This is a genomic window from Jeotgalibacillus campisalis (assembly GCF_000829515.1).
In the GTDB taxonomy this organism is placed as follows: domain Bacteria; phylum Bacillota; class Bacilli; order Bacillales; family Jeotgalibacillaceae; genus Jeotgalibacillus; species Jeotgalibacillus campisalis.
Genome location: NZ_JXRR01000021.1, coordinates 112,592 through 139,200, shown reverse-complemented (window position 1 = coordinate 139,200; position 26,609 = coordinate 112,592). Strand labels below are relative to the sequence as shown.

General features: G+C 43.1%; 22 protein-coding genes and 1 other RNA gene. 21 read left to right on the top strand and 2 right to left on the bottom strand.

Annotated features, from left to right (window positions below):
- Window positions 1-362 precede the first annotated feature (362 nt).
- The 9 genes from KR50_RS18070 (at window position 363) to eno (ending at window position 12,805) form a co-directional block, all read left to right on the top strand.
- Window positions 363-3,491: a cell wall-binding repeat-containing protein gene (locus tag KR50_RS18070; RefSeq protein WP_052477166.1), complete on the top strand. Its 3,129-nt coding sequence runs from the start codon at window positions 363-365 to the stop codon at window positions 3,489-3,491.
- 932 nt (window positions 3,492-4,423) lie between these two features.
- Window positions 4,424-5,242: a uroporphyrinogen-III synthase gene (locus tag KR50_RS15885; RefSeq protein ID WP_041060916.1), complete on the top strand. Its 819-nt coding sequence runs from the start codon at window positions 4,424-4,426 to the stop codon at window positions 5,240-5,242.
- Window positions 5,243-5,323: 81 nt separating this feature from the next.
- On the top strand, window positions 5,324-5,563 hold the full coding sequence (locus KR50_RS15880) for a glutaredoxin family protein (RefSeq protein WP_041060914.1): 240 nt from the start codon (window positions 5,324-5,326) through the stop codon (window positions 5,561-5,563).
- A gap of 179 nt (window positions 5,564-5,742) precedes the next feature.
- Window positions 5,743-6,783 carry a sugar-binding transcriptional regulator gene (locus tag KR50_RS15875; RefSeq protein WP_041060911.1) on the top strand — a complete coding sequence of 347 codons (1,041 nt, stop codon included), beginning with the start codon at window positions 5,743-5,745 and terminating at the stop codon, window positions 6,781-6,783.
- Window positions 6,784-6,822: 39 nt separating this feature from the next.
- Complete coding sequence (gene gap / locus KR50_RS15870) at window positions 6,823-7,830, top strand: type I glyceraldehyde-3-phosphate dehydrogenase (RefSeq protein WP_041060908.1); 1,008 nt, start codon at window positions 6,823-6,825, stop codon at window positions 7,828-7,830.
- Window positions 7,831-7,974: 144 nt separating this feature from the next.
- Window positions 7,975-9,162 carry a phosphoglycerate kinase gene (locus KR50_RS15865; RefSeq protein WP_041060905.1) on the top strand — a complete coding sequence of 396 codons (1,188 nt, stop codon included), beginning with the start codon at window positions 7,975-7,977 and terminating at the stop codon, window positions 9,160-9,162.
- 38 nt (window positions 9,163-9,200) lie between these two features.
- Window positions 9,201-9,962, top strand: coding sequence for a triose-phosphate isomerase (tpiA, locus tag KR50_RS15860; RefSeq protein ID WP_041060902.1), 762 nt, complete (start codon window positions 9,201-9,203; stop codon window positions 9,960-9,962).
- Complete coding sequence (gene gpmI, locus KR50_RS15855) at window positions 9,955-11,487, top strand: 2,3-bisphosphoglycerate-independent phosphoglycerate mutase (protein ID WP_041060899.1); 1,533 nt, start codon at window positions 9,955-9,957, stop codon at window positions 11,485-11,487. The genes tpiA and gpmI overlap by 8 nt, the downstream gene beginning before the upstream one ends.
- 22 nt (window positions 11,488-11,509) lie before the next feature.
- Complete coding sequence (eno, locus tag KR50_RS15850; RefSeq protein ID WP_041060896.1) at window positions 11,510-12,805, top strand: phosphopyruvate hydratase; 1,296 nt, start codon at window positions 11,510-11,512, stop codon at window positions 12,803-12,805.
- Between the two features lie 158 nt (window positions 12,806-12,963).
- Here the strand turns inward: eno and KR50_RS15845 are convergent, their stop codons facing one another.
- Window positions 12,964-13,755, bottom strand: coding sequence for an ABC transporter permease (locus KR50_RS15845; RefSeq protein ID WP_232304298.1), 792 nt, complete (start codon window positions 13,753-13,755; stop codon window positions 12,964-12,966).
- Complete coding sequence (locus KR50_RS15840) at window positions 13,748-14,704, bottom strand: daunorubicin resistance protein DrrA family ABC transporter ATP-binding protein (protein ID WP_041060893.1); 957 nt, start codon at window positions 14,702-14,704, stop codon at window positions 13,748-13,750. The genes KR50_RS15845 and KR50_RS15840 overlap by 8 nt, the downstream gene beginning before the upstream one ends.
- A 234-nt stretch (window positions 14,705-14,938) precedes the next feature.
- Between KR50_RS15840 and secG the strand changes: the two genes are divergently transcribed.
- From secG to KR50_RS15790, 12 genes are all read left to right on the top strand, one after another.
- The gene (gene secG, locus KR50_RS15835) at window positions 14,939-15,175 is read left to right on the top strand and encodes a preprotein translocase subunit SecG (RefSeq protein ID WP_041060890.1); all 237 of its coding nucleotides are present in this window, start codon (window positions 14,939-14,941) and stop codon (window positions 15,173-15,175) included.
- A gap of 235 nt (window positions 15,176-15,410) precedes the next feature.
- On the top strand, window positions 15,411-16,163 hold the full coding sequence (locus KR50_RS15830) for an alpha/beta hydrolase (RefSeq protein WP_041060888.1): 753 nt from the start codon (window positions 15,411-15,413) through the stop codon (window positions 16,161-16,163).
- A 38-nt stretch (window positions 16,164-16,201) separates the two neighbouring features.
- Entirely contained in the window at window positions 16,202-18,592 is a 2,391-nt protein-coding gene (rnr, locus tag KR50_RS15825; RefSeq protein WP_041060885.1) for a ribonuclease R, read from the top strand.
- Window positions 18,593-18,652: 60 nt separating this feature from the next.
- A complete protein-coding gene (gene smpB, locus KR50_RS15820; RefSeq protein ID WP_041060883.1) occupies window positions 18,653-19,117 on the top strand; it encodes an SsrA-binding protein SmpB in 465 nt (154 codons plus the stop codon).
- 136 nt (window positions 19,118-19,253) lie between these two features.
- Window positions 19,254-19,613: a transfer-messenger RNA gene (ssrA, locus tag KR50_RS18340) on the top strand.
- 233 nt (window positions 19,614-19,846) lie between these two features.
- Window positions 19,847-19,984, top strand: a complete 138-nt coding sequence (locus KR50_RS18585) for a hypothetical protein (RefSeq protein ID WP_156969545.1) — start codon at window positions 19,847-19,849, stop codon at window positions 19,982-19,984.
- A complete protein-coding gene (locus tag KR50_RS15815; RefSeq protein ID WP_041060880.1) occupies window positions 19,978-21,381 on the top strand; it encodes a hemolysin family protein in 1,404 nt (467 codons plus the stop codon). The genes KR50_RS18585 and KR50_RS15815 overlap by 7 nt, the downstream gene beginning before the upstream one ends.
- Window positions 21,374-22,411, top strand: coding sequence for a CNNM domain-containing protein (locus KR50_RS15810; protein ID WP_041060878.1), 1,038 nt, complete (start codon window positions 21,374-21,376; stop codon window positions 22,409-22,411). Before KR50_RS15815 ends, KR50_RS15810 begins: the two co-directional genes overlap by 8 nt.
- A 282-nt stretch (window positions 22,412-22,693) precedes the next feature.
- Window positions 22,694-23,347: a peroxiredoxin-like family protein gene (locus KR50_RS15805; RefSeq protein WP_041060875.1), complete on the top strand. Its 654-nt coding sequence runs from the start codon at window positions 22,694-22,696 to the stop codon at window positions 23,345-23,347.
- A 511-nt stretch (window positions 23,348-23,858) separates the two neighbouring features.
- On the top strand, window positions 23,859-24,527 hold the full coding sequence (locus KR50_RS15800; protein WP_052477165.1) for a sugar transferase: 669 nt from the start codon (window positions 23,859-23,861) through the stop codon (window positions 24,525-24,527).
- A complete protein-coding gene (locus KR50_RS15795; RefSeq protein ID WP_084215639.1) occupies window positions 24,524-25,447 on the top strand; it encodes a methionyl-tRNA formyltransferase in 924 nt (307 codons plus the stop codon). The genes KR50_RS15800 and KR50_RS15795 overlap by 4 nt, the downstream gene beginning before the upstream one ends.
- Window positions 25,444-26,109 (top strand): PIG-L deacetylase family protein, encoded by a 666-nt coding sequence (locus tag KR50_RS15790; protein WP_041060872.1) that lies wholly within the window; start codon window positions 25,444-25,446, stop codon window positions 26,107-26,109. The genes KR50_RS15795 and KR50_RS15790 overlap by 4 nt, the downstream gene beginning before the upstream one ends.
- Window positions 26,110-26,609: the final 500 nt, after the last annotated feature.

Here is a 26,609-nt window from a genome sequence, read left to right as displayed (position 1 = left end):
TATTTTAGACAGACCCTTTAAAATCACCAGCTGCTTCTTACTATCCACCCGCTCCTTCTTCCTCAGTTTTTCATCGTCATTACACTCTTTTTATAACTCCTGATAACTGGACCCGAAATCTAATCATTAAAATGACGCACTTATGTCCTAACTATCTTCAAAGGAATCAATTAAAGTAATCCAGGAACTAGTTACTTAAAATATGGCAGGTAGTCATTTTGACCAAATGACAGCTTCTGTAAAAAAATCCATAACTCTGGCAGTCACTAGCTTTAACACAACCTTTACACAAAGGGAATAGACCTTTAATTATTGTAATCTATCATTATATTTGTAAAACACACTCAGGAGGTTACGCACAAATGATTAAAAGGTTATTTTCGTTTGGGATTGTCGTTTTGTTGTTATTGGCCAGTGTTTCTCAGGTTTCGGTTACTAAGGCAGAAAGTGGCTTGGAAAATGACGGGAAATTCAAGATTGCGATTATACCGGATACTCAGGTGTACTCTAATCATTTTCCAGAGATATTTAATTCTCAAACAGAGTGGCTGGCTGATCATTACGAGGAAGAAGACATTCAATTTTCAATGCATGTTGGGGACCTTGTTGACGGTAACGAACTGCGCCAGTGGGAGAATGCAGACCGTTCTATGAAAACGCTAGATGATGCCGGCATGCCTTATGGTGTAACAATCGGAAATCATGACATGGGTGGTAATGGCGCTAATTACGTTGATTACTTTGGAAAAAGCCGGATGGAAACCAAACCTGGATACATAGCCCATTCTGAGGATGAGTTAAATTCAGCTTATACCTTTTCAGCGGAAGGCAGAGAGTTTCTGGTTTTATTTTTAAATATTGATGCAACGGATGAAGATTTAGCTTGGGGACAGAGCATGCTGGATGCCCATCCTGAAAAACCGACTATTATGATCACACATACACTCATTAAGCCGGATGGATCACAGGATAACGTTCCGTATGTAAGAAAATCAGACGGAAATTCTCCTCAAGCTATTTTTGACGAATTTATTGCAACGAATAATCAAATCTTTATGACAGTGAACGGACATGACCACGGTGCGTTTAATATTACACGTTCTAATAATGAAGGCTTAGAAGTCAATCAATATTTAGTTGATTATCAGGGAGGCACAAAGGGAGGAAACGGCTACTTGAGATTGATCGAATTCGATTTGAATAACGATACGCTTTCTCATACTACCTATTCCCCTTATGTCGACGATTATATGACGGACCGCTACAATGAATTTACAGAAGTGTTTGAGTTTGAGCGCAGGTTTAACAATGATAGCAGCACCTTCTCTCCTGGAGAAATTATTACACCAATTGTAGGGGGCTTTTCTTCATACGAAGAGCGGTGGGGCGAACGACTCCCTTCACAGCTTACAGACGGGTCCGGGATAAAAGGATATGAGAGTCAGACAGAAGCAGATCAAAATTCAATTCATAACAGCAACAGCTTTAAAAGTGCCAAGGACACGATGTGGAATTCTCAGTACCTGGGTGTAAGCCAGAATGGGAATTTGGAAGGCGATAAAACAAATGTGAAGCCGATAGCAGAACGGGAAGAATATTTGGTTTTTGACCTTGGTAAGCGTGTCAATATTAAAAATGCGTTGATTTGGCAATTCGGGGAAGGCTCTCTTGATCAGGAGCTTGAGAAAATGGGAGCAAAAGGAATCGACGTGTATGTTTCTTCTGACATGACGATTTCAGATGCGGAATTCACCAAATTAACTTCAATCGAATTGGAAAAGCATGAGTCAGGACAGCCTCTAGCTGCTCAAATTAAAGAAATTAACGCGACTAATGCAAAATTTATTAAATTTGTTTTTACTTCAAATCATGGAGATATCCGCTCTGTCGGGTTAAGTGAAGTAAGGTTCAGTGTAGATGGCAAAGAGCTGGTTCAAGAGCCATTGGATATTCAGCCTGAACAACCTGTTCAATCGGATGTTCATGTTGCAGGAACCGGTGAAGAATTCACGATTGCCAAAACAGATTCTGCTACCCCGGATGGCTGGGGACACTATATCGGTCAATCAATCACTCCGTATGAGCAAGGGATGGAGGGGACTGGCACAATTGATGAAGATGCAGAGTATGCCCTGCTAAAAGAATTCACAGTGTTTATTTTTAACACGGACCGAATTCCTGAATATCTGGATGCGTATCGTCCAAGTGAAACACCAGGAGACTCCGATACGCTTCGTGAGAAAAAATACGAGTTTACAACCACCAGCAGCGAAGCATATTCATATGATTCTCTGCCATTAAGCAGAGCGCATTATTCAGAGGAAAAATCGGAGACTTATCCAATTAATACTAATAGGACCGGTATGAAAGCAACTTACGTATTTGAAGAGCCGCTGAAAGTGAAAATGGATGAAGAAGTTATGTTGGTTTTCAATAAGTCTACTGGACTAAGATACTGGCAGTCCTCACATTATGATGGAGGAAGCTCTTTATGGACGAATGGGGCTAGTGAATCCGGGAATTATCGCTTGCTGCCTTTTAAAACGGACATTGATTTTATCGCAACACTGGAAAATGCTGAGATAAGCGAAGAAGGAACAGAAGAAGAAACAAACCGTTTGGAAGGTGTTAATCGTTATGAAACGGCTGCTGCTATTTCTGCAGAAGGTTGGCAGGATGGAGCTGAAACAGTTGTACTTGCCAGAGGAGATGAATTCCCTGACGCGTTGGTAGGCACACCGCTTGCAAAGAGTCTGGATGCTCCAATTCTCCTTACGAGAACGAACAAACTAGGCGATGAGACACTAGCCGAGATCGAACGGCTCGGTGCTTCAAAAGCAGTACTTTTAGGCGGAAAAGGGGCTATTTCTACTGATGTTAAAGAAGCTCTTGAAAAGAAAGGGCTGACTGTAGAACGGATTGCTGGAGAGACAAGATATGACACAGCCGTAAAAGTAGCCGAAAAAATGGACGCAGCAACGTCAAGAGCATTTGTTGTCGATGGAAGCGATTTTGCCGATGCCCTGTCGATCTCAACCTATGCAGCTGAAAAAGGACATCCGATTTTATTAACACGTCAGAGCTCCCTCTCTGAAGAAACTTACAGTGAAATTAAAAAATATAAGGAAGCCATTGTCATTGGAGGCCGAGGTGCTGTTTCAGGCAAAGTGTTTGGGAAATTGCCTAATAAGTTGAAAACGAGAATTGGCGGAGACAACCGTTATGACACTGCTGCTCATATCGCAGATTACTTCCAGTTAGAGTCTGATCATTTGGCAGTTGCAGCAGGCTATGATTTTGCCGATGCGCTCACAGGCTCTGCCTATGCCGTCAAGACTGACAGCTTACTCGTCTTAACGAGAAAAGACAGCCTTCCATCAGAAACAGTCTCAATTATTCAAAGCAGAGAGTTTAAAACTTCTGTCATCTTTGGAGGAAAAGGCGCAGTTTCGGAGGAAGTTCAAGCTACTGTAGAAGGGTTGATAAAGTAGGGAAAAAAAGCTTATACAGTCTTTTTTTAAAAAAGTATGACTTTATGAATGTAGTGCACCCCAGAAGTAGAGTAAAATCTACCTTCTGGGGTGTTTTATTTTAGAGGAGTAAAAGATCGGTATACAAGATGAACTTTGAAGCTTAAAGAAAGTTAGTGCTACAGGTTCATTGGAGTGAAAGGCGCCGACTCCCGCCCCGCAATAAAGCGTGCGCCTGGAACGGAAATGAACCGGTCCCATTTAAAAATGAAAATAAGAATTACCCAAATCATAAATCGAAACCCAGGGTCCATCTGATATTCAATTCATTACAAAACAAGTAAATATCAAAAGAGAATATAAGCGTATCTCTAAAATAAATTAATCTTCCCATTTGATAACTAAGTAAAAAAGGATAGGTTCATTGAATTGGAAGGCGCCGACTCCAGCGGGATGCAGCGGGAAAGGTGAGACTGAGAAGATGCAAAGCATCGAACGGCTCACCTCCCGCCCCGCTAAAAAGCGTGCGCCTGGAACGGAAATGAACCGGTCCCATTTAAAAATAAAAATAAGAATTACTGATATCATAAACCGAAACCCATGGTTCCATCTGATATTCAATTCATTACAATACAAGTAAGCTTCAAAAGAAAATATAAGCGTATCTCTAAAATAAATTAATCTTTTGATAACTAAGTAAAAAAGGATAGGTTCATTGAAGTGGAAGGCGCCGACTCCTGCGGGATGCAGCGGGAAAGGTGAGACTGAGAAGATGCAAAGCATCGAACGGCTCACCTCCCGCCCCGCGGAAAGCGTGCGCCTGGAACGTAAATGAACCGGTCTCCTTAGAGTACATAGCTGCTTTTTTACAAGCAAGCTTATTTTCCTTCCTCACCCTAACCGAGTCATGTTAAACTAAATCAAAGTAAAAAGATCGGATTGGAGTGGGGGCAATGGCAAAAGCGCTTGAAGGGAAAACCATCGTAATTGGGGGTTCACGTAAAATTGAAGAAATCAGTTTGTTAATCGAAAAACAGGGTGGGAAACCGCTTAGCCGGCCGCTTCAGGGGACGGTATTTTTAGCAGAAAAAGAAGTAGAGCCTTCTGTAATGAAGTTTGTTAAAGAAGGGGCAGACTGGTTTATTTTCACTACCGGCATTGGAACAGAGACGCTGCTTAGAATAGCAGGTGATATTGGGGAAGAGGAGGCGTTTTTGAGAAGACTCGGTCAGGCAAAGATTGCCTCGCGCGGCTATAAGACACTCAATGTGTTGAAAAAGACCGGGCTTAAGCCTTTAGCAGTTGATGAAGATGGCTCCACACAAGGATTGATTCGTTCGCTTGAGGATATGGATTTTAAAGGAAAGCGAGTGGTAATTCAGCTTCACGGGGAATCTGCACCAAAATTAATTGCGTTTCTTGAAAACAAGGGAGCAGATGTTGAAACGATCCTGCCGTATCAGCATATTCGCCCCGAAGACGAAACGGTCAAAGCGTTATGCGGGGAACTTCTTAACGATCAGGCAGATGCGGTATGCTTTACGACACAAATCCAGGTACGGTCTCTTTTTGATTATGCGAGAAAAAACGGACTGGAAGATCGTATTCTTCACGCATTCAAAGAAAGCGCACTTGCGGTTTCGGTCGGCAAAGTAACCTCAGAAGCATTAAGAGACGAAGGAGTCAGCCGGTATATTGCACCGGAGCGGGAACGGATGGGCGCGATGATCGTTGAGCTTGCAAAGTATTTTGATAAAGCATCAACTTCTTAAGCTGGAGCCCAAACCGAAATTAGCAGGTTTTTGCCCTTACAATCTGCACGGGATCAGAATATGATAAAGGAGAATGCTGCAATGATTGTTGAATTTTATACAAGGCCTGACTGTCCACTGTGTGAGGAAGCAAGAATGATGCTGAAACTTGTTCAGGAGGATCAGTTCTTTACTATAGAAGAAAAGAATATTGATGACCGGGATGAGTGGACGGAAGAATTCGGCCTGATGATACCGGTTGTGAAAGTTGACGGGGAAGTGATCCAGTACGGTCAAGTGGACTACCCAACGCTAAGTAAACGCTTGCAAAAAAACACTTGACAATATTGCTTGTAACCTAAATCATTCCCTGTTATGATTGAAATTGTAGCAGGGATCTTTTTTTTATCCTTATTGGGACATAATATGTCTACGAGGGACTATTAATGTCCAACTCGTTACTTTAGCGTCATTTAGGGAATACTTAAAAGATCACCACCAACTCAAAAAGGAGCTTTTTTATGCCAACATTTATTGACATCCAAAAGCGATTGGTGCCGAACCTGCTTGATGATTTACAGCAGAAGTATCATATTCTGCGATCCGTTCGTTTTCTGCAGCCCGTAGGAAGAAGAAGTCTTGCCCAATCACTTGGGATGACAGAACGCGTTCTGCGGAGTGAGGTGGAGTTCCTGAAATCACAGGATCTGCTTCATATTCATGCGTCTGGTATGAGTCTCACAAAAGATGGTTTCGACATCTTATTGCCGCTTGAACGCATGATGATTGAAATAATGGGTATAAACGTAATGGAGGATTCATTGAAAGAAAAACTTGGTGTCCGGCGTGTCATAATTGTGCCGGGAAACAGCGACGATTTGCCGTGGGTGAAAGAAGAGTTGGGACGCGCTGCAATTCAGAGCATGAAGGCATGCGTATCTGACCATACTACTATCGCGGTAACAGGAGGCACAACCATGTCGGCTGTTGCGGGGATGCTGACCCCTGATTTTGCTTCACCGGATATGCTGTTTGTTCCGGCTAGAGGAGGCATAGGGGAAGATGTTCAGAACCAGGCAAATGTCATTTGTGCCACTATGGCTCAAAAGTCAGGTGCCAGGCATCGCGTCTTGTATGTACCGGACCAGGTAAGCCGGGAGGTATATGAATCCATTATGAAGGAGCCGTCTATCAAGGAAGTCATGGCTTTAATCACATCTGCATCTATTGTCCTTCATGGAATTGGCGATGCTGCTACAATGGCAAAGCGCCGCAATACAAGTGAAGAGGATCTGAGAACGATACTCGACGGTGAGGCTGTAGGTGAAGCATTTGGCTATTACTTTGATGTGCACGGGAAAATCGTTCATAAAGTGAAAACGATCGGCCTTCAATTAAAAGATTTAGCTTCGATCCCCAATGTATTTGCGGTTGCGGGAGGAGCATCAAAGGCCAATGCCATTCAATCGTATTTTAAAGGCATGCCACAGTCTTCTTCGACGCTGATAACAGACGAAGGAGCAGCAAAAGAGCTTTTGAAAGGGTCATCCCTTTTAAAATAGAATTACCCATCCCCAAAATTATGAAGGAGGAACTTATTCATGACTGTAAAAATTGGTATTAACGGATTTGGACGTATTGGACGTAACGTATATCGTGCAGCACTAAATAACCCGGAGGTAGAAGTAGTAGCAGTAAACGATTTAACTGATGCAAACATGCTTGCTCACCTTCTTAAATACGATACAGTTCACGGCACGTTGAATGCTGAAGTTGCTGTAGATGGAGACGACCTGGTAGTTGACGGTCATAAAATCAAAGTTCTTGCAGAAAAAGATCCAGCTCAGCTTCCATGGGGAGACCTTGGAGTTCAAGTAGTAATCGAGTCTACTGGACGTTTCACGAAGCGTGCAGATGCTGCGAAGCACCTTGAAGGCGGAGCGAAAAAAGTAATTATCTCTGCACCAGCTTCTGACGAAGATATCACTCTTGTAATGGGTGTTAACGAAGACAAATACGATGCAGGAAGCCACCATGTAATCTCAAATGCTTCTTGTACAACAAACTGTCTTGCACCGTTTGCAAAAGTTCTTAACGATAAATTTGGTCTTAAACGCGGTATGATGACAACGATTCACTCATACACAAATGACCAGCAGATTCTTGACCTGCCGCACAAAGACTACCGTCGTGCTCGCGCAGCTGCTGAAAACATTATTCCAACATCAACTGGTGCTGCGAAGGCTGTTTCTCTAGTACTTCCAGAGCTTGAAGGTAAATTGAATGGTATGGCTATGCGTGTTCCAACACCTAACGTATCCCTAGTTGACCTTGTAGCTGAATTTGATCAGGACGTAACGGCTGATCAAGTAAATGAAGCGCTTAAAGAAGCTGCTGAAGGAAACCTTAAAGGAATTCTTCAATACAGCGACGAGCCGCTTGTATCAACTGACTACAATGGCAACACTTCTTCTTCAATTGTTGATGGTCTTTCAACAATGGTTCTTGAAGGAAATATGGTTAAAGTACTTTCTTGGTATGACAATGAAACAGGCTACTCAAACCGTTGTGTTGACTTAGCTGCTTTCATGGCAGAAAAAGGACTATAAAATAAAACCTTTTACCTATAGAAGAATGTTTGGTTTTTAACCACTGCATCCTCTATAATAAGAGGGGATAACGGGGAGTGGGGATGGTTCCCCCTCCCTTTTTTCAAAGTAACCCCTCAACCCACCATAAGGAGGCCTTTTGCAATGAATAAAAAGAGCATGAGAGAAATTGAACTGAAGGGTAAACGCGTTTTTTGCCGTGTTGACTTCAACGTTCCAATGAAAGACGGAAATGTATCTGATGACACGCGTATTCGTGCAGCTTTGCCGACCATTAAGCATCTTGTGGAAGCAGGAGCGAAAGTCATTCTGGCAAGTCATTTGGGTCGTCCTAAAGGAGAAGCGGTTGAAGAATTGCGTCTGACTCCGGTAGCTGAGCATCTTGGCGGATTACTTGGCAAAGATGTGAAAAAAGTGGATGAAGCTTACGGCGAACAAGCGCAGCAGGCTGTAGCAGATATGCAGGAAGGCGATGTACTTGTTCTTGAAAATGTCCGTTTTTACCCGGGCGAAGAAAAGAACGATCAGGACCTTGCAAAAGAATTCGCTGCATTGGCGGATGTCTATGTAAATGACGCCTTTGGAGCTGCACACCGTGCACATGCTTCAACAGCGGGAATTGCACAATACCTGCCGGCTGTATCCGGTTTGCTCATGGAAAAAGAACTAGATGTACTTGGAAAAGCGTTATCTAATCCCGAACGTCCATTTACAGCAGTCATTGGCGGAGCAAAAGTAAAAGATAAAATCGGCGTGATTGATAACCTGCTCGACAATGTCGACAACTTGATTATTGGCGGCGGTCTTGCTTATACCTTCTTAAAGGCGCAGGGCTACGAAGTTGGAAAATCACTTCTTGAAGAAGATAAGATCGACTTAGCAAAACAATTTATGAAAAAAGCAGAAGACAAAGGCGTTAAGTTCTACATGCCTACAGATGTGATTGTAGCAGATGACTTTTCAGAAAGTGCCAATACAAAAGAAGTGGACATTGATTCCATTCCTTCTGATTGGGAAGCGCTTGACATTGGACCAAAAACACGTGAGATTTACAGCGATGTAATCAAACAGTCTAAATTAGTGATTTGGAACGGACCGATGGGTGTATTCGAACTGGAACCATTTGCAAACGGCACGAAAGCAGTAGGACAAGCCTTGGCAGATGCAGAGGATACATACTCTGTCATCGGAGGAGGAGACTCTGCTGCAGCTGTGGAAAAATTCGGCTTAGCAGATCAAATGAGTCACATCTCAACAGGTGGCGGTGCTTCTCTAGAGTTTATGGAAGGCAAAGAGCTTCCGGGCGTTGTCGCTTTAAACGATAAAGAGTAAGCGAAAGAATCAAATTCAAGTGAGAAAGGACGTTAACTATGCGTAAACCAATTATTGCAGGAAACTGGAAAATGAACAAAACGGCTTCAGAAGCCAGAGCATTTACAGAAGAGGTTGCATCAAAAGTCCCTTCCAAAGACAAAGTGGAATCCGTAATCTGTTCACCGTCTCTATTTCTTGAGAGTCTTGTGAATCTGTCAACTGACTCTTCAGTGGCAATTGGAGCACAAAACATGTACTTCGAAGAAAACGGTGCATTTACAGGCGAAACAAGCCCTGTTGCTCTAAAAGATCTTGGCGTTGAATACGTCATTATCGGACACTCTGAGCGCCGTGAACTTTTCAATGAAACAGACGAGTCAGTCAACAAAAAAACACATGCAGCGTTTTCACACGGACTTGTTCCGATCGTATGTGTGGGTGAAACGCTTGAACAGCGTGAAAATGATGAAACAAAAACGTTTGTAGGCGGACAGGTGAAAGCAGCACTTAGCGGTTTAACAGAAGATCAGGTTAAACAAACCGTTATTGCTTATGAGCCTATCTGGGCAATCGGTACAGGAAAATCCTCTACTGCTCAAGATGCGAACGAAGTATGCGCACATGTCCGTTCTGTTGTGGCAGAACAATTCTCACAAGATGTGGCAGATGCAGTACGCGTTCAATACGGCGGCAGTGTGAAACCAGGCAATATTAAAGAATATATGGACCAAAGTGATATTGACGGCGCCCTTGTTGGTGGTGCAAGCTTAGAAGCAGAGTCATTCCTTCAATTGCTGGAGGCTGGTGCAAATGTCTAAAGCACCTGTTGCCTTAATCATCCTCGATGGGTTTGCTCTTCGGGATGAAAAGGAAGGAAATGCAGTGGCTCAAGCAAAAAAACCAAATTTTGATCGATATTGGGCAGAATATCCCCACAATACGCTGACTGCCAGTGGTGAAGCAGTCGGTCTTCCGGATGGGCAAATGGGCAACTCAGAAGTTGGTCATTTAAACATTGGGGCAGGACGTCCGGTCTATCAAAATTTAACACGCATTAACATCTCGATTCGCGATGAAGATTTTTTCAATATCCCGGAATTTCTTCTTGCGGTTGAAAATGCAAAACGCCATAATAAAGCACTTCATTTAATGGGGCTGCTTTCAGATGGCGGCGTTCACAGTCATTACAACCATCTTTTTGCCCTGTTGAAACTGGCAAAAAAACATGGTTTAACGAAAGTGTATGTACACGGCTTCTTAGATGGACGTGATGTCGGTCCAACAACCGCTTTATCGTACATTGAAAATACAGAAGCACAGATGGACGATCTTGGAATTGGAGAGTTTGCGTCAATCTCAGGACGCTACTTTGCCATGGACCGGGACAACCGCTGGGAACGTGTTGAAAAAGCATACCGTGTGATGGTAGATGGTGTTGGTCCGGCCCACGCCTCTGCCCGTGAAGGTATAGAAGCTTCCTATGAAAAAGAAGTGCACGATGAATTTGTAGAGCCATTCATAATTGAAAAAGAAGGGGAGGCTGTCGGACGAATACGAGACAATGACTCTGTTATTTTCTTTAATTTCCGTCCAGACCGTGCCATCCAGCTGTCAGCTGCCTTATCGGATCCCGCTTTTGACAGCTTTGATCTTGGCCAATACAAACCTATCGACCTGCAATTTGTCACGTTTACGCATTACAGTGATAGAGTTCAGGCAGATGTTGCCTATAAGAGTGAAGATTTGAAGAACACTTTGGGAGAGGTTCTTTCTGCTAATGGGCTGACTCAGCTGCGCATTGCAGAAACCGAAAAATATCCACATGTTACGTTCTTTATGAGCGGCGGACGTGAGGAGAAATTCCCTGGTGAAGAACGAATCTTAATTGATTCACCGAAAGTGGCCACCTATGATTTAAAACCCGAGATGAGCGCTTATGAAGTGACGGACGCGTTGCTTGAAGAAATTAAAGAAGACCGCTTTGATGCGATTCTCTTGAATTTTGCCAATCCGGATATGGTAGGACACAGCGGCAAGCTTGAGCCAACGATTCAAGCGATTGAAACGGTAGACGAATGCCTAGGCAAAATCGTTGATCTGATTCATGAAAAAGGCGGTCATGCAATTATTACTGCTGACCACGGCAACTCCGATGAAGTTCGTACAATCGAAGGCAACCCGATGACGGCTCACACGACAAATCCCGTGCCGGTGATCGTTACAAAAGACGGTGCTGAGCTTCGTGACGGCGGTATTCTTGGAGATCTTGCGCCAACTTTGCTTGATCTGTTAAAAGTAGAACAACCTGAAGAAATGTCAGGAAAATCATTAATAAAAAAATAATTAGTTAAAAGGAGCGTTTTTCATGCCATTAATTACAGATGTTTATGCACGTGAGATTCTAGATTCACGCGGCAATCCAACAATCGAAGTAGAAGTTTACACAGAAAGCGGCGCATTTGGCCGTGCACTTGTTCCATCCGGTGCTTCAACTGGTGAGCACGAAGCAGTTGAGCTTCGCGACGGAGATAAAAACCGTTACTTAGGTAAAGGTGTTCTTCAAGCAGTAGATAACGTGAATAACGTCATTGCTCCAGAACTAATCGACAGCTATCTTGTTCTTGACCAAGTGTCAATTGACAGAGCGATGATCGAGCTTGACGGTACAGAAAATAAAGGCAAGCTTGGCGCTAACGCTATTCTTGGCGTATCAATGGCTGTAGCACATGCTGCTGCTGACTATCTTGACATGCCTCTTTATCAGTACCTTGGCGGTTTCAACGCGAAGCAGCTTCCAGTACCAATGATGAACATTGTGAATGGCGGCGAGCATGCTGACAACAATGTAGACATTCAGGAATTCATGGTTATGCCTGTAGGCGCAGAAACATTCCGTGAAGGACTACGCATGGGTGCAGAAATTTTCCACGCACTTAAATCTGTTCTTCAAAGCAAAGGCCTGAACACAGCAGTTGGAGACGAAGGCGGATTTGCTCCGAACCTTGGATCAAACGAAGAAGCATTGTCTACAATTATTGAAGCAATTGAAAAAGCCGGCTACAAGCCTGGAGAAGAAGTTCTTCTTGCAATGGACGTAGCAGCTTCTGAAATCTACAATAAAGAAGATGGAAACTACCATCTTTCTGGTGAAGGTGTTGTGAAATCATCCGCTGAAATGGTGGACTGGTATGCAGAGCTTGCTGACAAATATCCAATCGTTTCTATTGAAGACGGTCTTGATGAAAATGACTGGGATGGCTTCAAACTGCTTACAGAACGCTTAGGCGATCGCGTACAGCTGGTTGGAGACGACTTGTTCGTTACAAACACAACGAAGCTTTCTCAAGGAATTGAGCAAGGCATTGGTAACTCGATCTTAATCAAAGTGAACCAAATTGGTACACTGACTGAAACGTTTGACGCAATTGAAATGGCTAAACGTGCAGGCTATACAGCAGTCATCTCTCACCGTTCAGGTGAAACAGAAGACGCAACAATCGCTGATATTGCTGTTGCAACAAATGCCGGTCAAATCAAAACAGGTGCACCATCACGTACAGACCGTGTAGCAAAATACAATCAGCTTCTTCGCATCGAAGACCAGCTGGCTGAAACGGCTCAGTACCTTGGAGCAAAAACATTCTATAACCTGAATAAATAAGCATATAAATAAAGCACCGTGTCCTTTTGGGATACGGTGTTTTGTGTTATGCAGAGTGGTAGAGTGGAGCGGTAAAGGGAAAAAGGGGTCTGGCCCCTGTAGTTAACTTAACTACAGGGGCCAGACCCCTTTTACGCTGTAAAGTAAAACTGTATTTATTAATCCGTACTAACTGCTCGTTTTGCTGAAAGTGTGGAGAAGGTAATCGTGACTACACATAGAGCTGCGATCACAAGAAAACCAAGGATAATCGGCCATGGCTCTGAAAACCCATCAATTAATACCGTGCGCATTGCTTCAAAAAGATACGTCACAGGATTAATGGTTGCCGCAACTTTCAACCACTGTGCCTCAATCAATTCATAGGGAACAAACGTTGTACTTAGGAAAATAAGTGGAAAGAAAATAAACGTTCCGGCTTGAGCGGACTGTGCGTTTTTTGCGCGAAGTGCCACGCCAACAGAATAGCCTGCAAACGCAAGTCCCCAGCCGAGAGTCAGCAGCAAGACAACCAGTACCCCAAGAGCGCCGCCTGCAACCTCTAGACCCAGAAAAAAGCCAACAGCGATGATTAGACCAGCCTGAACAACGAGCTGCATCATTCCTGCAATAATCGGTCCAAGAACAATGGCAAGGCGTGAGGCAGGGGTAAGAAGCAGACGTGAGAAAAATCCATTGTCCAAATCCTTTACCAGTGCCTGACCGGCTCCTCCAGCTCCCCCAATCGCAGCAGAAACGATCGAAACCGGCAAAATAAAGGCCAAATAATTGGCTCCTCCAAAAGCTGGAAGGTCTGCAATTCCACTGAGTCCTGCTTCATAAACAAAAAGGAAAAACATACTAATGGCGAGATTTGGAACATAAATAAGAGGATTGCGCAAAATCGTTACAAGACTTCTTTTTGTCATGACCAGTGTATCTGTCAGCAAAGAACCTTTTTGATCAGCCATTTGAAGAAGCCTCCTTTTTCTGCTCTTTGGTCACCTGAATAAAGACATCATCTAACGATGGCGGCTGAACATTTAACCGCTCAGGCTGCAGGTGGTGCTCGTCAAGCTGACGGATAATGTCTGAGATAATGGCCGTTCCATTTTCCGCGTAAATCGTCACTTCATTTTTTAGCTTTTCTGCATTCAAATTCATCGTTTGGATCAGCTCATGAGCCTGTGTGGACTTGGCTTCTGAATCAAAATCCAATACAATCGCGTCAAACCCTAATGTCCGCTTAAGTTCCTGCGGAGTACCCGTTGCCACGATTTCGCCTTTATTAATAATGGAAATCCGGTCTGCGAGCTGGTCCGCTTCCTCCAGGTATTGCGTTGTCAGAAAAATGGTTGTTCCTTCTTCTTTATTTAAACGTTTAATCTCTTTCCATATTTGTTTCCGGTTAGCCGGGTCAAGGCCAGTTGTTGGTTCATCCAGAAATAATATTTTTGGCTGATGCACAAGCGTCATGGCAAGGTCCAGCCTTCTGCGCATTCCGCCGGAGTATTTTCCGCTTAATCGGTCAGCGTCTTCTGTAAGCCCGACCAGTTCGAGTAATTCCTCTGCTCGTTTTCTTGCTGCTTTTTTTGAAAACCCAAACAGTCTTGCCTGAAATTCAAGCAGTTCTATCCCTTTCAGGTCAGGATCAATCCCCGTTTCCTGCAGCGCTACACCAATTTGCAAGCGGACTTTTTCGGGTTCTTTATTCACATCAATTCCCGCTACTTCCAGTCTGCCGGACGTTGGTTTTAAAAGTGTCGTCAGAAGCTGAACGGTCGTCGACTTGCCAGCTCCATTTGGCCCTAAAAATGCAAAAAATTCACCGTCACCAACCTCAAGTGAAATCCCTTTAACCGCCTGTACATTGCCTTTAAACGTTTTCACAATATTTTCTACTAAAATGCTTCCACCCACGTGCTTCACCTCTTCCGACAAATGTGTCAGTCACTTCCTGCTCTTAGTGTATGATGATTCTGATCATTTTACAAATTCTAATGCAGAACAGAACAGTTGGTTACCTGTTGATCGGATCGATAATCATCTGAAAACTTATTCTATTCAGGCTTACCCATAAAAGAATGATTGTCTACGTGTTCAGCCTGTGGTAAAATTGATTCATTGTGATGTTCGGTGCAGGAGGTGGGACTCATGGAAACTTTATTAACGGTATTGCTTGTCATTACATGTATTTCGTTGATTGTAGTAGTATTATTACAATCCGGTAAAAGTGCTGGTCTATCAGGTGCGATCTCAGGCGGTGCTGAGCAGCTCTTTGGCAAACAGAAAGCACGTGGAATCGACTTGGTATTGAACCGTATTACGATTGTACTTGCGGTATTGTTTTTCGTACTAACTATTTCTGTAGCGTTTGTCGTTGGACGATAACGAATAGATGACCTGATCAAACAACCTTTGGTCAGGCTTTTTTTAATTCACTTTGAAAAGTTCTGCTACTTTCTAATGAAACAGGGGATAGTATAAAGAGTTAACGCGGTGTCTTTATTGTCCTGCAGTGCAATAAAGCGCTTGTCACATACATAAGTAAAACACATGATTCGCATTCGTTTTTCATGTTGATTAAAATAGTAGAGAGAACTTGACTATACAGGAGTGAATAAAGATGAAATTGAATTTGCCTAAACCTTTTACCTTTGAGAGCGGAAAGCGTGCTGTGCTGCTATTGCACGGATTCACGGGAAATTCCTCTGATGTGCGTATGCTGGGACGCTTTTTAGAGAAAAATGGGTATACATCGCATGCGCCTCATTATAAGGGACATGGAGTGCCGCCTGAGGAGCTGGTAAAAACCGGACCTAAGGATTGGTGGAAAGATGTAATGAAGGGGTATGATTATTTAAAGAGCCAGGGCTATGATGAAATTGCAGTAGCCGGTCTTTCGCTTGGGGGCGTATTTTCCCTTAAAGTAGGTTACACTGTACCTGTGAAGGGTATTGTGACCATGTGTGCTCCTATGTACATTAAGAGTGAAGAAGTAATGTATAAAGGAGTTTTGGAGTATGCAAGAGAATTTAAAAAGTATGAAGGAAAAGATGACGATCAAATTGAAAAAGAAATGACTGAATTTGCGAAAACACCGATGGAAACGATTAAAGATCTGCAAGGCCTTATAAAGGATGTGCGGAATTCAGTTGATTTAATTTATACGCCTTCTTTTGTCGTTCAGGGGCGTCATGATCATATGATTAACACAGATTCAGCCAATATTATTTTTGAAGGTGTGGAAACAGATCAGAAAAAGCTTAAGTGGTATGAGGAATCCGGGCACGTGATTACGCTGGATAAAGAAAAAGAACAGCTTCACGAAGATGTGCTGGAATTTCTGGATTCGCTTGACTGGTCTGTTGAAAAATAAAAGCGAGTTTAGATTGCTGCAGAGGAGGGGTTAGGTCAATGGAGGATAAGTTAATGAAAATGAAAGACAGCCTGTTAACGTTCATGCGGGAAGAAGTATACAAGCCGCTGACGGTTCAGGAGCTGGAAGAACAATTTAATATAAACGATTCTGAGGACTTTAAATACCTTGTAAAAGCACTTGTTGTGCTTGAGGAAAAAGGACACATTGTCAGAACGAGAAGCAACCGTTATGGGATTCCTGAAAGAATGAATCTGGTTCGGGGAAGGCTTTCAGGCCATGCTAAAGGATTTGCTTTTTTAATTCCGGAAGAGCCGGGTCTTGATGATGTTTTTATCCCGCCAAATGAAACGGCAAATGCGATGCATGGAGATACAGTCCTTGTCCGTGTATCAAAAGAATCTCCGTCCGGGGACAGAAGAGAAGGAACCGTTGTTCGAATTATTGAACGTGGTGTAACTCAGATTGTCGGTACCTACACGGAAAGCTCAAACTTCGGGTTCGTCATTCCGGATGATAAAAAAATGACAAGCGATGTGTTCATTCCGAAAAAAGCAAGCAAGGGTGCTGTTGAAGGCCACAAGGTGATCGTTGAGATTACAGCTTATCCGGATGGACGAAAAAGTGCTGAAGGTGAAGTAAAAGAGATTCTGGGCCATAAAAATGATCCAGGCGTAGATATTTTATCGATCATTCACAAGCATGGCATTGAAGTTGAATTCCCGGCAGAAGTCCTTAAACAGGCGAATGAAGTTCCGGATGAAATCGATCCGGCCGATCTGGAAGGAAGAAGAGATCTGCGGGAAGAAGTAGCTGTCACGATTGATGGTGCTGACGCGAAAGATCTGGATGATGCCATTTCACTGAAACAATTAGAAAATGGCAACTATCTGCTAGGCGTTCATATTGCCGATGTCAGTCACTATGCACAAGAAGGCTCTCCTTTAGATGAAGAAGCCTATGACCGCGGAACGAGCGTGTACTTGGTGGACCGTGTGATCCCTATGATTCCGCACCGTTTATCCAACGGCATTTGTTCACTGAATCCAAAAGTGGACCGCTTAACACTCTCTTGTGAAATGGAAATCGACCAAAATGGCGGCGTCATTAATCATGATATTTTCCAGAGTGTGATCCGTACAAATGAGCGCATGACATACGGGGATGTTAACTCGATTCTAGTAGACGAAGATGAAGAGTTGATGAAACGGTATGAACCGCTTGTGCCGATGTTTAAAGACATGGAAAAACTGGCGGCAATTCTTCGCGGCAAGCGATTTGGCCGTGGAGCCATTGACTTTGATTTTAAAGAAGCAAAAGTATTTGTGAACGAAGAAGGACATCCGACAGATATCGGCATTCGTGAGCGTTCAGTAGGAGAAAAGCTGATTGAAGAATTTATGCTCGCAGCTAATGAAACAGTAGCTGAACATTTCCACTGGATGAACGTGCCGTTTATTTACCGGATTCACGAAGATCCAAAAGAAGAAAAACTTCAGCGCTTCTTTGAATTTATTACGAACTTCGGCCTTTCAGTAAAAGGGTCCGGTAATGAAATTCATCCGCGTGCGCTTCAGGAAATCATTGATGAAGTGGCGGGCCGACCGGAAGAAATGGTTGTTTCAACTATGATGCTTCGATCAATGCAGCAGGCTAAATACGATGAAAACAGTCTCGGACATTTTGGACTAGCGACTGAATTCTATACGCATTTTACCTCTCCAATTAGAAGGTACCCCGATTTGATCGTTCACCGTTTAATCAGAACGTATCTTATTAATAAGAAGACAGATGAGCGCACGAAGCAGAAATGGAACGCGCTGCTTCCTGAAATTGCTGCTCATACTTCAGGCCGTGAACGCCGTGCAGTCGACGCAGAGCGTGAAACAGACGAACTCAAAAAAGCAGAATTTATGCTTGATAAAATCGGAGAAGAATTTGAGGGAGTCATCTCTTCTGTTACCAACTTCGGATTGTTCGTAGAGCTGCCAAATACCATTGAAGGCCTTGTACATGTAAGCTATATGACAGATGACTACTACCGTTTTGACGATCGTCATATGGCTATGATCGGCGAACGGACTGCGAATGTGTTCCGCATTGGAGATGAAATTACAGTACGGGTCGTCAACGTTAATAAGGAAGAACGGGCAATTGATTTTGAAATTGTCGGCATGACAGGAACACCGAGACGCGAGCGAAGAGACACTGCACGTGTCATTCAAAGCGGAGGCGGCCGCGGCGGGCGTACCCGTGATAAAAATAAAGATGGCAAGGGAGACGGCAAAGGTAAATCCCGTTCAGGCGGAGAGCGTCCATCTGTTGCATCATCTGAAAAGAAGAAAAAGAAAAAGCAAAAGTTTTATGAAGGTATTCCAAGCAGTGCCAAGAATAAGAACCAAAAAAGCCGTAAGAAAAAACGGAAATAAGGTACGGGCGCGGCAGTGGACTCACACTGCCGCCTTGCTCGCTACAAGGAGGAGTCACAAATGCCAAAGGGATCTGGAAAAGTGCTGGCGCAGAACAAAAAAGCCAACCATGATTATTTTATCGAAGAAACATTTGAAGCGGGTATTGTCCTGAGAGGAACAGAAATCAAGTCCATTCGGAATGGGCGTGTGCAATTAAAAGATTCATTTGCCCGAATATCAAACGGAGAAGTGTTTTTAAATAACGCTCACGTGTCTCCTTACGAGCAGGGAAATCAGTTTAACCATGACCCGCTGCGTGAACGTAAACTTCTTCTTCACAGACAGCAGATTAATAAATTAATAGGCGCAACGAAACAGCAGGGCTATTCCATCGTGCCGCTAAAAATGTATTTAAAAGACGGCTACGCAAAAGTGCTGATTGGCCTAGCCAAGGGTAAGAAAAATTACGATAAACGGGAAACGCTGAAGAAGAAAGAAGCCAAGCGGGAAATGCAGCGTGCCTTTAAAGACAGCCAGCGATAAGCTCGCGGGTTGAAATAAAATTAATATATGGTATACTGTTCTTAGTCGCTTTTAGCGATGAGCTACTCATATTCCCGAATTCACTTGGGAATCCCGTACAGGAAATTGGATAACATCCTTTTTCTTCCTTGATCAAGGGGACGTTACGGATTCGACAGGAATGGTTCGAGCTTGAGTCGCGAGCCGGAGGGATCGTCTTCGTCATCAACGTCAACACAAATAGTTAACAACAAACAAGATTTAGCTCTAGCTGCCTAATACGCACTTGAGGCCTCACCTGTCTATCGCCCATGTAGACCTGAATGAGGCTCACTAATCAGTGGGATACGCTGTTCGGCCACCATCTGAGGTCGACTGAAGAGACCAATCAGATTAGCCACTTGGACGCCTGTCAATCGGCATAAGAGCTGGCGAATTGCGAATGGATTGAATACGCTCGTAGACGCTTAAGTGTTGAAGTTTCTGGACGTGGGTTCGACTCCCACCGTCTCCACCAACTACATAAATTGGTGGAATTACTCACTTAGATAAATGCATGACGCAACAGGGATATTAGAGGAGATAAACTCTTCTGTAATATCCCTGTTTTTTATTTGGTCAGCAACCCCTTGCTCAACTTTTTATATTGATTTGTTAGGTCTCAGTGCATAATAAGCTAAATTATTGCTTTTATACTAAGCCATCTGTATTGTGAAAAATAATTATGAACATATCGGAGGAAATAAAATAATGAATAAGAAATTTATGTCATCCATTAACAGTGAATCTGGTGATTCTGATACAAGCGGTGACAGCTCATCTGTTCAGGAGCCTGATTATTGTATCCAATTTATCTATGCTTTTAAGGCGGTAAACTGCTTATGTTAACAGCCGTGCTTACTTTGCTGCTCGGCATTATCGTGATTCTCGCGATTATCGCCGCAAATGGATATTTTGTCGCTCAAGAATTTGCCTATATGTCTGTCGACCGCTCACGATTGCGGGCACTCGCAGATCAAGGGGATAAACAAGCTAAACGTGCATTAAAGGTCACAAACCAGACATCATTCATGCTTTCTGGAGCTCAACTCGGCATCACTGTAACAGGCCTGCTTATTGGTTATGTTGCCGAGCCTTTGGTAGGAGAGAGTTTAAGTGTGCTGCTTGACGGGGCAGGGGTGCCTGCCGCAGTTAGTATCACAGTCGGTACTGTACTGGCTTTGGGTGTTTCAACCATTGTCCAGATGATTTTTGGTGAATTATATCCTAAGAACCTTGCGATTGCGAATCCTGAACCATTGGCGAGAAAGCTCGCTTCCTCAACAAATATTTATCTTAAGGTTTTTGGATGGCTAATTAAATTTTTCGATCAGTCAGCCAATAAATTTTTGAGGCTTTTGCGAATCGAGCCAGTGCATGATCTAGATAGCAGTGCCAACGCTCGCGATCTTGAATCCATCGTAGCTGACTCCCGTGAAAGTGGTGATCTGCCAAAAGGCTTGTCCATTTTACTGGATCGAATTTTGGACTATCCGCAGCGTAACGTCGAGCATGCGATGACACCACGTTCTCGCGCGCGCAGCGTAAATCCGGACATGACAATAGGGGAGGTACGGTCTTTGATGGCAAAGGAACATACCCGTTACCCGGTTGTTAATACAGAAGATGAACCGATCGGTGTGGTGCATCTTGTCGATGTACTGTCCACATCCGCCGCTGACGATGACTCTGTAACGACAATTATGAGACCTCCGTTAGTCGTCGCTACTTTAATGGCGCTGCCAGATGTGCAAAAACGTATGAGTGAGACAAAAGACGACCTTGCTTGTGTTATTGATGAGTATGGCGGCTTTACTGGGATATTGACGTTGGAAGATTTGGCTGAAGAAGTGGTTGGAGAAATTTCAGATGAGCACGACAGCGGCGAAATGCCTGCTTTAGTGAAATCTGAAGGAGAGGGCTCGTGGCAAATGAGCGGAGATGTTCACATTGATGAAGCCGAACGCGAAATAGGATACGAGCTGCCACGTGGTGATTATGAAACAATAGCAGGAATGCTTATTGCGCATTATGGAAACCTCCCAGCTGTTGATGAAAAGATCACGGTGGAACTGCCGGAGGACCCTGCTGACCTTGTTAACGAAGAACCAATCCGCCGTTTCCTAATAACACGGATAATAGAGGTAGAGAAAAGGGTTCCTACCCTGGTCAACTTGACAATCGATCAAACAGAAACAGAAAATGATTCAGAATCGAAACAGGTAAGGAGGGGGAGTAATGAGTAACCCCTTAATTGTGATATTAGTGACAACAGGAATTATTTCATTAAGTGCCTTCTTTGTTATCATCGAATTTGCGCTTCTTGGAGCTCGGCGTCATCGCCTTGAAGAGGAAGCACGCACGAACCGTGGCGCCCGGGCTGCATTGCAATCAGTAAATGAACTTACAGTCATGCTTGCAGGTGCACAGTTGGGAATTACAGTATGTACATTTGCCCTTGGTGCGGTGACGAAACCAGCAGTGGATGATTGGTTTTCGCCGGTATTCGCTGGGGCAGGTCTTCCATACTGGCTGGCAGATGGGACATCTTTCTTTTTGTCCCTGCTGATTGTGACATTCCTGCATCTCGTCATTGGTGAAATGGCGCCTAAATCGTGGGCGATTGCGCATCCTGAGGCTTCGGCTATAATGATTGGCTTCCCTGCCCGCATATTTATCCGGCCATTCCGCCCCTTGTTAGAATGGGTTAACCATATAGCCAACAGCCTTGTTAAGGCATCTGGTGTCGAACCGGTCAATACTGCAGCGGTTGGTGGTCAAGATGCCGAGACCATCAGGCACCTTGTGGAGTATTCCGCTAATGTTGGTGCGTTGGACGCGTCAATCCGCAAACCTATTTCAGGTGCTCTGGATTTGGAAACCTTGCGGGTCGGGGACTTGCTTTCGAAAAAATCCTCTGCAACTGCGGTAGATTCTGAAGCCACCGCACAGGATGTCCAGGAAGCCACACAACGGACCGGACACAAAAGGATCCTTATTATGGCGGAAGATGATGCACCGCCAAGAGTCCTGCATGTTCGAGATACGCTGCTCGAGCCAGCGGATAAGCCGGTGTGGAAACTTGCACGTCCCTCTTTCGTTTTGGAGCCGGGTACACTTTTACATGAAGCTCTTACCAACATGCGACGCTCCAGTGAGCAGCTTGCCGTAGTTATGGACGGTTCCGAGTTTCTCGGTGTTATCACCATGAATGATATTTTTAACAATGTGCTGCCCCGCATGACCGAACAAGAGAATACTGCATCAAAAAGTTAAGAAAATTTAACAGTATCATTCATGTAAGAGAAGATCTGTAATGAACAATGAGGTAAAAAAGATTCAGGTTTAAGGGCGTTAAACCCCCGCCATCTCCACCAAATATACAATTTGGTGATATACTCATAAATAACCTAAAGCATGAGGTTTCCTTTTGGAAATCTTGTGCTTTATTTTTTTGCAAACGGATCTTAAACGGTCTGCATTTTAAGCAGGCAGATTAAAAGCATCATTCCTTTCTTTCATGCTATAGTGGTGTCAACGTAAAGGAGGCATTCATTCATGACAACACTTTTAGAGGACATTCAAGCGTACAAGGAACAGTTTAAACAAAAAGCGCCGAAAGAAAAGCAGGAAATTATGGCGAAAGCAACGCAGGAATTAAAAGAATCTGGTGTTGCACAAGGCTTGAAGGCAGGAGATCAAGTACCAGCTTTCACTTTACCCAATGCCGCTGGAGAACAGATTTCGATTCAGGAAGTGCTGAAACAAGGCCCTGTCATTTTAACCTTTTACCGGGGCGGCTGGTGTCCATATTGCAATCTTGAATTAAAAGCGTATCAAAGAGAGCTTTCTTCTATTAAAGAGGCTGGTGCATCACTTATCGCCATCAGCCCAGAAAAACCGGATGCTTCTTTATCAACAAAGGAAAAAAATGATCTTCAATTTACTGTGCTGAGTGACGATTCCAATGAAGTAGCCGAGCAGTTTGATCTGGTATTTAAAATGCCGGAGGATCTAATCGCTGTTTATAAAGATTCCGGACTCGATGTTCCGGGACATAATGGAAATAACGATTGGGAGCTTCCGAAGCCTGCAACGTTTGTAATCGATTCATCAGGCGAAATTATTTTTGCAGAGGTTGAATCTGATTACACAAAACGTGTGGAGCCTTCTAAAGTAGTTCAAGTAGTAAAAGAAACAAAAAGTAAATAATTCTTAATCAAAGATGCTGAAGCATTACTTTTAAAAAGGTTTAAAATGAGGCAGTATATATCATTAGTAAGAGGTGACCGGGGCGGAAGGTGGCGACTCCTTGGCCTCCGCCTCTATCAAACTGGTTTTTTTGAACTACTGTGTTAATGCCTTCTAAATGGGGGGTGTTTTTATGTTGCAGAGCATGTTTCCTCAAGACAAGACTTGTTGCAGCAGGTGGCCTTCATCTCCCGCTTTTACCAATCAGCTCCCCCTCCCCTTCAATAAAATCCAAAACAGTAGAATTTCATAAAAAAATTTTCTATGTAAGTTTGTAGTGATGGTGTGTTTATTTTCCGGTTAAGTTAATAAGATTATTCCTTTCTAAATATGAATTATTTTCTCTTTAACAAGCCTTCGATGATTAACAAAAACCATCCGCAATAGGCCTCATTTTTTAGTTCTCGTTTGAATATAATTTGAATGGTTTTGTTTAATGAACCTGAAAAGAGTTTCAAGGGGGTGATGAAAAATGCAGAATGGGCAAAATAGAGAATCACCTTCACGAAGAGGCTCAAAGGATTTATATAGCAGGTATTATAAAAGAATGATAGATTTTGTACTAGCATTGGCTGCCGTAATACTGTTGTCCCCAATTTTACTGGTGGTCATTCTTCTAATTAAACTGGATTCAAAAGGACCGGTCTTTTTTATGCAGGAGAGACCTGGTATGGATCGAAAAATATTTATGGTTTATAAATTCAGGACGATGAAGCAGGATGCAGTTTTATTTCAAAAGGCTGGAGTGGAAATCAGGGGCAGTGACAGCAGGATTACTCCGATTGGGACGTTTTTAAGGCGATTTAAAATCGATGAATTAGCACAGCTGATCAATATTCTAAAAGGGGATATGTCCTTTGTCGGACCTAGACCAAATCTGCCGGAGTACCTTGAACAATATGAGGAATGGGAGCTGGAACGATTTAAGGTAAAACCAGGCCTTACTGGACTGGCACAGGTAAATGGCAATATTTATTTGGAACGAAAAGAAAAAAGTGCTCACGACATAAAATATATCAATCAAGTCAGTTTTGCAGTGGATATGAAAATTATTTTAAAAACCCTCGCGATTGTCCTACTTGGAGAAGAGAAATTTCTTAATAAATCCAAATCGATTGTAAAGAAAGGAAGTGAAAAATGAGCAGGACTGTCTTTATCGGATCCGTTATTTCCAGTAAGATCGCCTTGGAAACTTTAATCGAAACAGGCGTAAAAATTAATCTTGTCTGTGCTCTTGATGAAGGAGCAGCTAAAAATGTGTCTGATTACTTCCCCATCCATAAAATAGCTTTGGCAAACAATATCCCCTTCTTGACGTTTACTAAGATTAATCACCAGGATGTTTTAAATCAAATAAAAAAAGTTGCCCCTGATTTCATTTATGTCATGGGTCTATCGCAAATCTTATCCGAGAATCTCCTTGGTATGGCGAGAAAGTATTCAATTGGTTTTCACCCGACTCCCCTCCCGAAGCATAGAGGAAGAGCCGCTATCCCCTGGCAGATCATTTTGGGGGAGACGGAATCAAAAGTTTCCTTATTTAGACTTGATCAGGGGCTGGATTCAGGTGATATTATTAAACAATCTTCATATACAATTGAAGAAACCGACTATGCGATGGACGTCTATCACAAGGTTTGTGGGGCGATGAAAGAAGCCCTAAATCAATGCATTTACGATATTTATAATGATTCAGTTGATTTTCGTAAACAGGATCATGAAAAAGCAACATTTTTATTGGTTAGAAGGCCTGAGGATGGAAAAATCGATTGGGAACAATCAGGCAAAGAAATCCAAACCCTTATCCGGGCCACAAGTAAACCTTACCCTGGCGCCTTTAGTTACTATAAAGGGAATAAGGTAATTATATGGAAAGCACATATAGAAACGAATCAAAAGATAATTGGTCAGCCTGGGCAAATCGCCTGGATCAGCCAATCCGGTGAGATCGGTGTATTGACAAAGGATTCGATTTTGGTGATTACACACTACGAGGTTTTATCGGATGAAAATCTTTTTATTGAAGGACATAAGTTTGGGTCCCAGGGGGGAAATAGATGAACGTTTTAGTGGTAGCTCCACATGCTGATGATGAAGTATTGGGTGCAGGAGGCACAATTGCTAAATATGTCGATGAAGGTCATGACGTTTATGTAGCTGTTGTAACCAGCGGTCATCCTTCCATGTTCCCTGAAGATTTTTTAAAAATGCTTCGCAGCGAAGCCCTGGCATCTCATAACTGCCTTGGCATCAAAGAGACGTTCTTCTTAGAGTTTCCAGCGGTTATGTTGAGTGAAATACCAAAACACGAAATTAATAAAAAAATAAATACGATAATAGATGAAGTAAAACCGGATATCGTTTATATTCCTCACTATGGAGATATGCATTTGGATCACTTTATCGTTTCTCAAGCCACCATGGTTGGCGTTAGGCCAATAAAGGTTCATAAAGTATTAGAAGTATATTCGTATGAAACGTTATCAGAGACAGAGTGGAACGTTCCGCATGTCACCAATGTATTTATTCCAAATGCGTTTGTTAATGTCAGCAATTATCTGGATAAAAAAATAAAAGCCATGAGCTATTTTAAAACCCAATTAACAACCTTTCCACACCCCAGATCTCTTGAAGCCATTACTTCCCTGGCAAAATTAAGAGGCTCCACAATTGGGGTAAATGCAGCTGAAGCCTTTTGTTTGATAAGAAGGATTGTTATTTGACAGAGAAATCAAGAAATGGGATAACGATTCCCTGCAAAAGGAACAGCAATCCAATTCATTTATCCTGACTTTAAATCGCAAAAAAGTTAGAGCGGCTGAGACAAAAGTGGCTCAGCCGCTCTGATCAGCTCATTACCCTGCAGGCAGACGATTTCCGAGTGTCGATTCACTTGCAGCCGGATCATTCGGCTGCAGTACTTGTTTTAAAGCTCCCAAAATTGTGCTCCACTAAAAATGGTTGAACCACAGCACAGAAAAGATTCCTTTTCTTTTATACACTACTTAATTTTGCATGTTTGGCAGATCAAATATGCAGCATAGGCTGTACTTTCATTACAAGCATGGTCAGTATCAGCTGTGAAAACTCAGACCTGAGGTTACCGCTTCAACCATAGCCTGTTTAAGCTCATCACTTTCACTATCAACTGTTTAGATATTTTTTTAAAAAAAGCTTGACTGGAGGTAAGAAAGCGTCCACCTGAAGCGAAGTGAATCGGTCA

Excerpts from the sequence above, each read along its gene's own strand:
- KR50_RS18070 (WP_052477166.1), top strand. The coding sequence starts at position 363 with ATGATTAAAAGGTTATTTTCGTTTGGGATTGTCGTTTTGTTGTTATTG.
- KR50_RS15885 (WP_041060916.1), top strand. The coding sequence starts at position 4,424 with ATGGCAAAAGCGCTTGAAGGGAAAACCATCGTAATTGGGGGTTCACGT.
- KR50_RS15880 (WP_041060914.1), top strand. The coding sequence starts at position 5,324 with ATGATTGTTGAATTTTATACAAGGCCTGACTGTCCACTGTGTGAGGAA.
- KR50_RS15875 (WP_041060911.1), top strand. The coding sequence starts at position 5,743 with ATGCCAACATTTATTGACATCCAAAAGCGATTGGTGCCGAACCTGCTT.
- gap (WP_041060908.1), top strand. The coding sequence starts at position 6,823 with ATGACTGTAAAAATTGGTATTAACGGATTTGGACGTATTGGACGTAAC.
- KR50_RS15865 (WP_041060905.1), top strand. The coding sequence starts at position 7,975 with ATGAATAAAAAGAGCATGAGAGAAATTGAACTGAAGGGTAAACGCGTT.
- tpiA (WP_041060902.1), top strand. The coding sequence starts at position 9,201 with ATGCGTAAACCAATTATTGCAGGAAACTGGAAAATGAACAAAACGGCT.
- gpmI (WP_041060899.1), top strand. The coding sequence starts at position 9,955 with ATGTCTAAAGCACCTGTTGCCTTAATCATCCTCGATGGGTTTGCTCTT.
- eno (WP_041060896.1), top strand. The coding sequence starts at position 11,510 with ATGCCATTAATTACAGATGTTTATGCACGTGAGATTCTAGATTCACGC.
- KR50_RS15845 (WP_232304298.1), bottom strand. The coding sequence starts at position 13,755 with ATGGCTGATCAAAAAGGTTCTTTGCTGACAGATACACTGGTCATGACA.
- secG (WP_041060890.1), top strand. The coding sequence starts at position 14,939 with ATGGAAACTTTATTAACGGTATTGCTTGTCATTACATGTATTTCGTTG.
- KR50_RS15830 (WP_041060888.1), top strand. The coding sequence starts at position 15,411 with ATGAAATTGAATTTGCCTAAACCTTTTACCTTTGAGAGCGGAAAGCGT.
- rnr (WP_041060885.1), top strand. The coding sequence starts at position 16,202 with ATGGAGGATAAGTTAATGAAAATGAAAGACAGCCTGTTAACGTTCATG.
- smpB (WP_041060883.1), top strand. The coding sequence starts at position 18,653 with ATGCCAAAGGGATCTGGAAAAGTGCTGGCGCAGAACAAAAAAGCCAAC.
- KR50_RS18585 (WP_156969545.1), top strand. The coding sequence starts at position 19,847 with ATGAATAAGAAATTTATGTCATCCATTAACAGTGAATCTGGTGATTCT.
- KR50_RS15815 (WP_041060880.1), top strand. The coding sequence starts at position 19,978 with ATGTTAACAGCCGTGCTTACTTTGCTGCTCGGCATTATCGTGATTCTC.
- KR50_RS15810 (WP_041060878.1), top strand. The coding sequence starts at position 21,374 with ATGAGTAACCCCTTAATTGTGATATTAGTGACAACAGGAATTATTTCA.
- KR50_RS15805 (WP_041060875.1), top strand. The coding sequence starts at position 22,694 with ATGACAACACTTTTAGAGGACATTCAAGCGTACAAGGAACAGTTTAAA.
- KR50_RS15800 (WP_052477165.1), top strand. The coding sequence starts at position 23,859 with ATGCAGAATGGGCAAAATAGAGAATCACCTTCACGAAGAGGCTCAAAG.
- KR50_RS15795 (WP_084215639.1), top strand. The coding sequence starts at position 24,524 with ATGAGCAGGACTGTCTTTATCGGATCCGTTATTTCCAGTAAGATCGCC.
- KR50_RS15790 (WP_041060872.1), top strand. The coding sequence starts at position 25,444 with ATGAACGTTTTAGTGGTAGCTCCACATGCTGATGATGAAGTATTGGGT.